Raw genomic sequence first — 7,064 nt, 5'->3', positions numbered from 1 at the left:
GTGTGGCCGTGCCGGCGACGCGCGGCCGAAGCGGGACAAGGCTCCGGCGGATGCTCGTCCACGAGTCCGACGGTGCGCAATCCCCGCATCCCACCGACCTGGACGCGGACTCGGACCGCGTCCGGCACCACTCCCCAGTCGGGACTCGCCCCGGCTGCGCCGCGCGGCACCTCGACACGCGAACGCACGGATCCCGAGCCCGTCATCCGCGGTCGGCCGCTTGCGGTTCACGGTGACGCCGGTTCGACCACCGGTGCGCCCCACGGATCGTCCGCCGGCGACACGACGCGGGGCTTCGGCAACTGGTGGACGGCGATCGCGTCCTCGACGCGCTCCTGTCCGATCAACAGGCGGGCCAGGTGCACGCGGCCGAAGCCGGTTTCGGCGGCGTACTCCCACAGCGCGGCGATCGCCTCCTCGACCCTGCCCTCCGAGTCCAACAGTTGGGCCAACTGCTCGATGCCATGCCGCTCGTCGTCCTTCTCGATCCGGGCGACGACCTCGGCGATCGCCTCCTCACCCCGCCCGACCTCGGACAACAACCACGGCCGCAGGCTCCTAGCGTGCTCCCCGATGTGCGGATTGCGCTCCGCCGTCGCGGTTACCAGCTCCAGCGCCGCGGCCGCGCCGCCAGCGGCGATCAGGGCATCCAGGAACTCGTACAGCAGGCACCCGCAGTCCGCACCGTCCAACGCCGGGCCGACCGCCTCCACCGCCTCGTCGAGGCGACCGACGCGCGCGAGCAGCAACGCCAACGAACCCGCCGCGTAGGGCATTGGTTCCCGGGCGGCGCGGCGCCGCACCTCGATGGCCTCTTCGACGCGGCCCGACTCCTCCAACCGCTGCGCCAGGGACGAGAAGGCCCAGCGGGCGTTCGGGCCGGCGGTGAGCAGCCGCAGATCGTCCAGGCGGTCGTGCCGGGCCAGGATTTCGGTCAACTCCTCGACGTCGTTGACCTGCGTGTGCGACGGGTCGTCGATCCGCGCGCGCAGCACCTCGACGGCCTCGTCCACCCGACCGCCCCGCTCGAACACCCGGGCGAGCATGATCGCGCGATTCCACGGCCCGCCCCCGCCACAGACGCGGCGCAACAGGTCGATCACGCGGGCGTCGCGCCCACGCCCTTCGGAGACCTCGACCAGAGCCTCGAGGTGGTACCAGTCGCACAGGCGCGGACGCAGCGCCTCGATCGCCTCGTCGACGCGGCCGTCGTCGGCCAGGAGCCGGGCCAGGGTGTTCCAGGCGTCGCGTGCGCCACCCTCGGCGTGCGCGCGCATCATCGCGATCGCCTCCCCACCACGCCCGAGGGCGCACAGCACCGGGGCGGCCTCCCGGGCGGCCGACCACCGACCGGTCGCCACGAACGGCGCGATCACCCCCCACGCCGCCCCGGGTTCGCCGCGCGCCAGGAAGTGCTCCACCGCGCCCCGGGCGCACTCCCACTCCCCTTGGCGCGCCGCCTCGACCACCACGTCCACGTGCCCGCGCTCGAGCAGGAAGGTGACGGTGTTCGGTGGCACCCGGTCGAAGAAGTCCTGCTGCGGTTGGGGAGGTTCGATGTCCATCCGCCGCACGCTAGGGGCCGATGCCGACAATCGATCCGGGGCGCCGGTCTGCGCCTCGTGATGCCCGCCCGGTAGCGGGCCTCGGCTTGGGCGAAGCCGGTGAGCACCCGATCGGGCACACCGCGCCGGCCGGGCGGTCGCATCGCCCACGCCTGCGTGCCGGCGGGCGACCGACCGCCCCTGGCGATCAGGCGCACGACCACAAGCACCGGGCGCGGCCGGGCCGGCCCCCGCACGGCCGCACCCGGTCCACGAGCACCACGCCGTCGGGCCCACGAGGACGTCCTCGGGGGCGGACGATCGACATCCTGCACGCGTGGACGACGCCCCCGATCCACACCCTGCCGGTAAATCACGTGCGGCGACCACCCGGAGGCTCCGGCGGACGAGGTCCGAGGTTCGCGCCCGGGCAAGGCATCGGTCGAGCCGTGGCGCGGCAGGGTTCGAGCGCGACACCGTCGAGGAACCGACGGACGGGACCGGTCCGCCCGCCGCCGCGCCGAAGTGCGGCCCGGCCGCGGTGTGTTCGGCGGCCGGGCCGCGGTGTCATCGGCGGATCGGGGCGCGGGTCGTCGGTGTCGGGCGGGTGCGGGTGGCTCACACGCACGCGTGGTCGCGGTCTCGGAGGCCCTCGGTGTGGATCCGGTACACGCCTTCGCCGATGACGTGGGAGCACTCGCGGACGACCGTGCGCGCGGCGGGGTGCCATCGGGTGGCGTCGGTCCACACGACGTTCTCCAATATGTCGAGGTCCGTGAACTTCATCCCGGAAAGGTCCGCGCCCGAGACGTCCACGGTCTCCCGCAGCATCAGGTACATCCGACGTTCGATCGCGCTCATCGCCATGTGGGCGGAGCTGTGCAGCCGGTCGAAGTCCGACCTCGACACGGCCGGATCGGAGCCGTTGCGGCCGCGGACGACGGGCGTTCCCGGAGTGTGGGCCTGTTTCGTCAGGTCCTCGAACAGCTCCCGGGACCACGCGAGGACGTCGCGAAGGTCCGCCTCGCCGTGGGGAACGTCAATGCGAGGGGCGAGGGTCCACAGCGTGTCGAGTTCGTCCGCGCACTGTTGTACGGCCCGCCCGATGTCGGCCTCGGTGTCGAATCGCCTCTCCAGGTCCTCCAGACGGGTGAGGTACGCGTCGATCAGCTTCTTGATCCGGGAGGCGTTCCCGCGGTTGTCCAGGGCCTGGGCCCACGTCACCGGGCGGCGCGCGCCGCCGCCCCTGTGTCCGGACTCCCCGACGGCCGGGACCTCGTCCAGGAGGGCGCGCAGCACGGTCGTGGGATCCACGTGTGCACGCGCGTACGTCAGGAGTTCGGCGTCGGCGCGCGCCAACAGGGCATCGAGGGTGTCGTCGTCGAGCCCGTGGGTGTCGATGCTCACGAGGTCCTCCCGTTGTCCGGCCCGGCCGGGGCGGCGAGTTGCCGGCGCAGGCGTTTGCGAGCCTGCTTGAGCAGGTCCCTGGCCCGTTGGTCGCCCACGCCGAGGATCGCTCCGGTCTCGGCCGAGGTGAGGCCGTCCATTTTCAAGGTGAGGGCGATCGCCTCCTGTCGTGGCAGACCCGCCAACATGGTGACGATCGTCAAGGTCTGCGCCGTCAGCTCCGGGCCGTCGGTCGAGGCCGCACGCGGTTCGGGAATGTCCACTATCGGGATCTCGAGGACACGGCGGCGCCTGCCCTGAGGGCGGTTCAGGCACCGCAGGGCGACCTTGCGGATCCAGCCCCGAGGCTCGTTGACTTCGGACCAGAAGCCGTCCTCGGCCAGGCGCCACGCCTGGATGATCGCTTCCTGGACCGCGTCCTCGGCGTCCGCGACGCAGACGCCCAGGCGCAGCAGGAACCGCAGGACGAAAGGCTGTTCCCGTGTGACGAAGTCGAGGCAGGCGGCTCTTTCGTGGTGCTCGGCCGTCATCTCGTCCGGGTTCGGTGGCGATCGACGCCCCAGGGGAACGCGTCCCTCCCGGGATCCTTCGGACGGGCTCGTCATCGGCTTCCCCGGTCGGTGCCGACATGGAGGACGATGCCCGCGTGCAGATCGATCATCGTGCTGCCCCGGGGCAGGAGGCGCACGTGATGGCGCAGAGTGTGTTCGCGGGCGTGCCGCGCCCGGTAGTGGCCGCGCACGAGGTGCCCGGCGAGGGAGACGACGGCACCGAGTGCGGTGAACGCCAGGACGAACGGGTCCACGAGGTGACCCTCCTTCCGGAGGCGGCTTCGCCCACCGGGGTTGTCCCGGTGGCGGCGCGCCTCACCCTGTCAGTGGGCGTTCGGGACGAGGTTCGGGAACATCGAGTCGGACTTTTTCCGACGGTCCGCGCTTGTGCGCGATCCGCCCGCCGACCATCGACGCCACGAGCGATCCGACGGCGCGGCCCACCCGGGGGAATCGCGCGGAAGCGAAGGCCGGGCGGTTGGTGCCTGTTCGGACCGGAAGGCCGGGAGACACGTCGCTCGCCGAACGCCGGCCTCGCGTCTACGGTGAGGCTGATCGACCTGCGGTACCGACCGTCTCGGGGTCGGTGTTCCCCGATTCGTGGACGATCGCGGCGGGCGCGTCGGTGCGGACGCAGCGCGGACGGCGGTTGGCGGGGCCGGGTCGGGGAGGGATGGGGGATGGGGTTGCGCACGGGTGCCCGCGCGTGGAGCGAACCGGACACCGGTTCGCCGATCTCGCGCCAGGTCATGCGGGGCTTGCCGTCGGCGGTCGGGGCGCAGGCGGCGCGCAGCCCATCAGTTGCGGGCCGCGGGTAGCGCTTCGAGGGCGTCGGCGACGTCCTCGACCGCCAGTCGGCTCGGGTCGCCCCCCTGCGCCGTGAGGTTGGATCGGCCGACGACACGAGTGATCGCCAGGCGCCGACGTGACTTCAAGCCGCACGCGGGTCACGCGTCCTGGTTGTCGACGCGGATTTGTCGCAACAGCTCGCCCAGGTCCCAGTATCCCCGCTCGAACACGATCTTCGCGTTCTCGTCGAAGCGGAAGAGCATGATCGTCCGTACCGTCCCGCGGCTTCCGATCTTGATGCGTTCGGGGACCGAGGGGATCTGGTCGAGCATCACGAAGGTGACGCTGAGCACGGCGGCGGTGTGGCCGTCCCCCTCGAGCAGGGTCTGGAGTTCGACCCGCTCGTGGTGCAGGATGCGTAGCCACATGTCGATGGCTTCGTACAGCGACTTCAAGCCCTGGGCGCCGGCCTGCAGGGGGATGTCGGCGACGTCGGCTTCGGGTGCGTAGCAGGCGACGTACGCGGCGACGTCGTCGCGGTGCAGGGCATCGATCCAGACGCGCAGGGTCTCGGTGTGAGCGGCACGGATACGGTCTTCGGGGGTCTTTGGCACGGTCATTTCGCGTTGCCCAATCTGGTTGCGGAAGGCGCGGTGCGCAGGCGGGTGGGTCCCTGGTCGGCGCAGCGGCCGGCGGATGTGCGGATCGGGATCCGGGGATCTAGCCGAAGGCGCAGGGCAGGTAGGTGATGTCCTGGATGACGCCCTTGGCCCGCCACAGCGGCGGTTTCGTGGCGCGTATGTCCGGGATGCGCGTGAGTAGTTCGGTCAGCAGAATCGTCAGCTCGCGCCGCGCGAGGTAGGCGCCGAGGCAGTGGTGGGTGCTGGGCGTGCCGAACGCCAGATGGGGGTTGGGGGCGCGGCGGATGTCGAAGGACGCGGGCTGATCGAAGACGTGCTCGTCCCAGTTCGCGGCGGCGTAGAACAGGACGACTTTGTCTCCGGGCTCGAAGGTGTGGTTCCGGATCCGGGTTGGCCGGGTGACGGTGCGGCGCATCCACGCTGCCGGTGCGGCGAAGCGCAGGGTCTCTTCGACGGCCGCGGGCAGACGTCCGGGCAGGTCTTCGAGCAGCAGTCGGCGCTGTTGCGGGTACTCGGTGAGCAGGGTGAGGGCTACCGCCAGGGCGGTGCGCACGGTCTCCGTTCCCCCGGAGATCAGAGTGCTCACGAACGTCGTGGCGGCGTGCTCGGTCACGGGTTCCCGGCCGGGGTGAGGTTGGACCAGTGTGGACAGCAGATCCCCGGTCGGGCGGTGGCGGCGCTGTTCGACGAGCGATGAGATGAGAGCGCGGAATTCCTCGACGGCGTCGCGGACCCGTGCCGGTTCGATCCGGCTGTCGGCGTCCCGGATTTGCAGGAGGACCTCGACGTTGTCGATGGCCTGCGCGCGCGACTGCTCGGGGATGCCGATCAGCCGGCAGATGATCTCGTCCGGCAGTGGCCGTGCCACGTGGGCGACGAAGTCGCAGGGGCCGCGGGCCACCAGGCTGTCCACGGTGCGCCGGGCGGTGGCGCGCATCTGCGCGTCGATCCTGTCGATGCTCGCCGGTGACACCGCGTGGTTGGCGATGCGTCGGATGCGGGCGTGGCGCGGGTTGTCGAGGTTGATGATCGACGCGTCGTCGTCGCGCACGTCCGTTCCGGTGTCGTCCAGGCTGACCGAGGTGGGCTTCGAGCTGTAGCACGCGGGGTTGCATCCGGCCGTCATGACATCCTCGTAGCGCACGAGGGCGTGGAAGCCGTCGTCGACCTGCCAGCGCCCACTGGCCGGGCGCCGGTGGTAAACGGGCTCGTCCATGCGGCGCAGGCGTGCGAACACGTCTTGTCGTTCGAGGAGGGGGCGCCGCCAGAACGCCGAAGACAGCGGATTGTCCGTGCCCGTCTGTTCGTGCGGCGCCGGATTCGGGTCCGTCATCGGTGGACCTGCCCGCCTGCGTGCAGGGCCTGGGTGATGCTGTCGTGGTGCAGGCGACGGTGCACGGCGTTGGCCCGTTCCGGGAAGGCGGCGGTGAGCGTCGCGATGATCCGCATGCCCGGTGGGGCCACGATGATCTCCCCCCGATTGCGTTCGACGGCCCGCATGGTGGCGCGGGCGATGTGCTGGGCGCTGCTCGAGCCGCCGGTCCACCAGGGCAGCTTGACCTCGGGCCGGTTCGATTCCGGCGAGCGGATGAATCCGGGAAGGACGGAACTCACTCCGACGTCGAGCGGGCGCAGGTCTTCGCGCAGCGCCCGGCTGAAGCCGCGCAGGCCGAATTTCGCGCAGTTGTACAGGGAGGCTCTGCGGGAGGCGTATTTGGCGGCCAGCGACAGCACGAACACGAAGTGGCCACCGCCGCGGGAGGCCATCTGCTCGGTGGCCAGGTGGGCCAGGTGCACCTGGCAGCGCAGGTTCAGGTCGAGCAGGTAGTCGACCTCGTCGGCGGTGAAGTCGGCGGGCATGAGGCCGAACGGCATCAATGCGGCGTTGGCCACGACGATGTCGACGTCTCCGGCCTGTCGCATGAGGGATTCCACGCCCGCGCGCGTCGCGAGGTCCGCGACGATCGCCTCGCCGCCGAGTTGTCGGGCCAGGTCGTTCAGGTCGTCGCGGCGCCGTGCGGTGAGCAGCAGCCGGGCGTCCCGGGCCGCGAGTTGGTGGGCCAGCTGTCGGCCCAGCAGGCCGGTGGCACCGGTGACGAGGGCGGTTTTCCCCGCGATGTGCATGTGTTCTC

The 7,064-nt window shown here is 71.2% G+C and carries 7 protein-coding genes; all 7 read right to left on the bottom strand.

Going from position 1 to position 7,064, the window contains the following annotated elements:
* Positions 1 to 227: 227 nt before the first annotated feature.
* The 7 genes from ACFXKZ_RS51110 to ACFXKZ_RS51080 all read right to left on the bottom strand — a co-directional run bounded on the left by ACFXKZ_RS51110 (position 228) and on the right by ACFXKZ_RS51080 (position 7,056).
* Positions 228 to 1,565: a hypothetical protein gene (locus ACFXKZ_RS51110; RefSeq protein ID WP_380015005.1), complete on the bottom strand. Its 1,338-nt coding sequence runs from the start codon at positions 1,563 to 1,565 to the stop codon at positions 228 to 230.
* A gap of 597 nt (positions 1,566 to 2,162) precedes the next feature.
* Positions 2,163 to 2,951 (bottom strand): hypothetical protein, encoded by a 789-nt coding sequence (locus tag ACFXKZ_RS51105; protein ID WP_380015002.1) that lies wholly within the window; start codon positions 2,949 to 2,951, stop codon positions 2,163 to 2,165.
* The gene (locus ACFXKZ_RS51100) at positions 2,948 to 3,481 is read right to left on the bottom strand and encodes an RNA polymerase sigma factor (RefSeq protein WP_380014999.1); all 534 of its coding nucleotides are present in this window, start codon (positions 3,479 to 3,481) and stop codon (positions 2,948 to 2,950) included. The genes ACFXKZ_RS51105 and ACFXKZ_RS51100 overlap by 4 nt, the downstream gene beginning before the upstream one ends.
* A gap of 71 nt (positions 3,482 to 3,552) precedes the next feature.
* Positions 3,553 to 3,756: a hypothetical protein gene (locus ACFXKZ_RS51095; RefSeq protein ID WP_380014996.1), complete on the bottom strand. Its 204-nt coding sequence runs from the start codon at positions 3,754 to 3,756 to the stop codon at positions 3,553 to 3,555.
* A gap of 693 nt (positions 3,757 to 4,449) precedes the next feature.
* Entirely contained in the window at positions 4,450 to 4,911 is a 462-nt protein-coding gene (locus tag ACFXKZ_RS51090) for a nuclear transport factor 2 family protein (protein WP_380014993.1), read from the bottom strand.
* 100 nt (positions 4,912 to 5,011) lie between these two features.
* Complete coding sequence (locus ACFXKZ_RS51085; RefSeq protein ID WP_380014990.1) at positions 5,012 to 6,265, bottom strand: cytochrome P450; 1,254 nt, start codon at positions 6,263 to 6,265, stop codon at positions 5,012 to 5,014.
* Positions 6,262 to 7,056: an SDR family NAD(P)-dependent oxidoreductase gene (locus ACFXKZ_RS51080; protein WP_380014987.1), complete on the bottom strand. Its 795-nt coding sequence runs from the start codon at positions 7,054 to 7,056 to the stop codon at positions 6,262 to 6,264. Before ACFXKZ_RS51080 ends, ACFXKZ_RS51085 begins: the two co-directional genes overlap by 4 nt.
* Positions 7,057 to 7,064: the final 8 nt, after the last annotated feature.

Source organism: Embleya sp. NPDC059237, from assembly GCF_042754105.1.
Classification (GTDB): domain Bacteria; phylum Actinomycetota; class Actinomycetes; order Streptomycetales; family Streptomycetaceae; genus Embleya.
The sequence above is the reverse complement of the archived record's forward strand: the minus strand, read 5'-3'. Positions and strand labels throughout refer to the sequence as shown.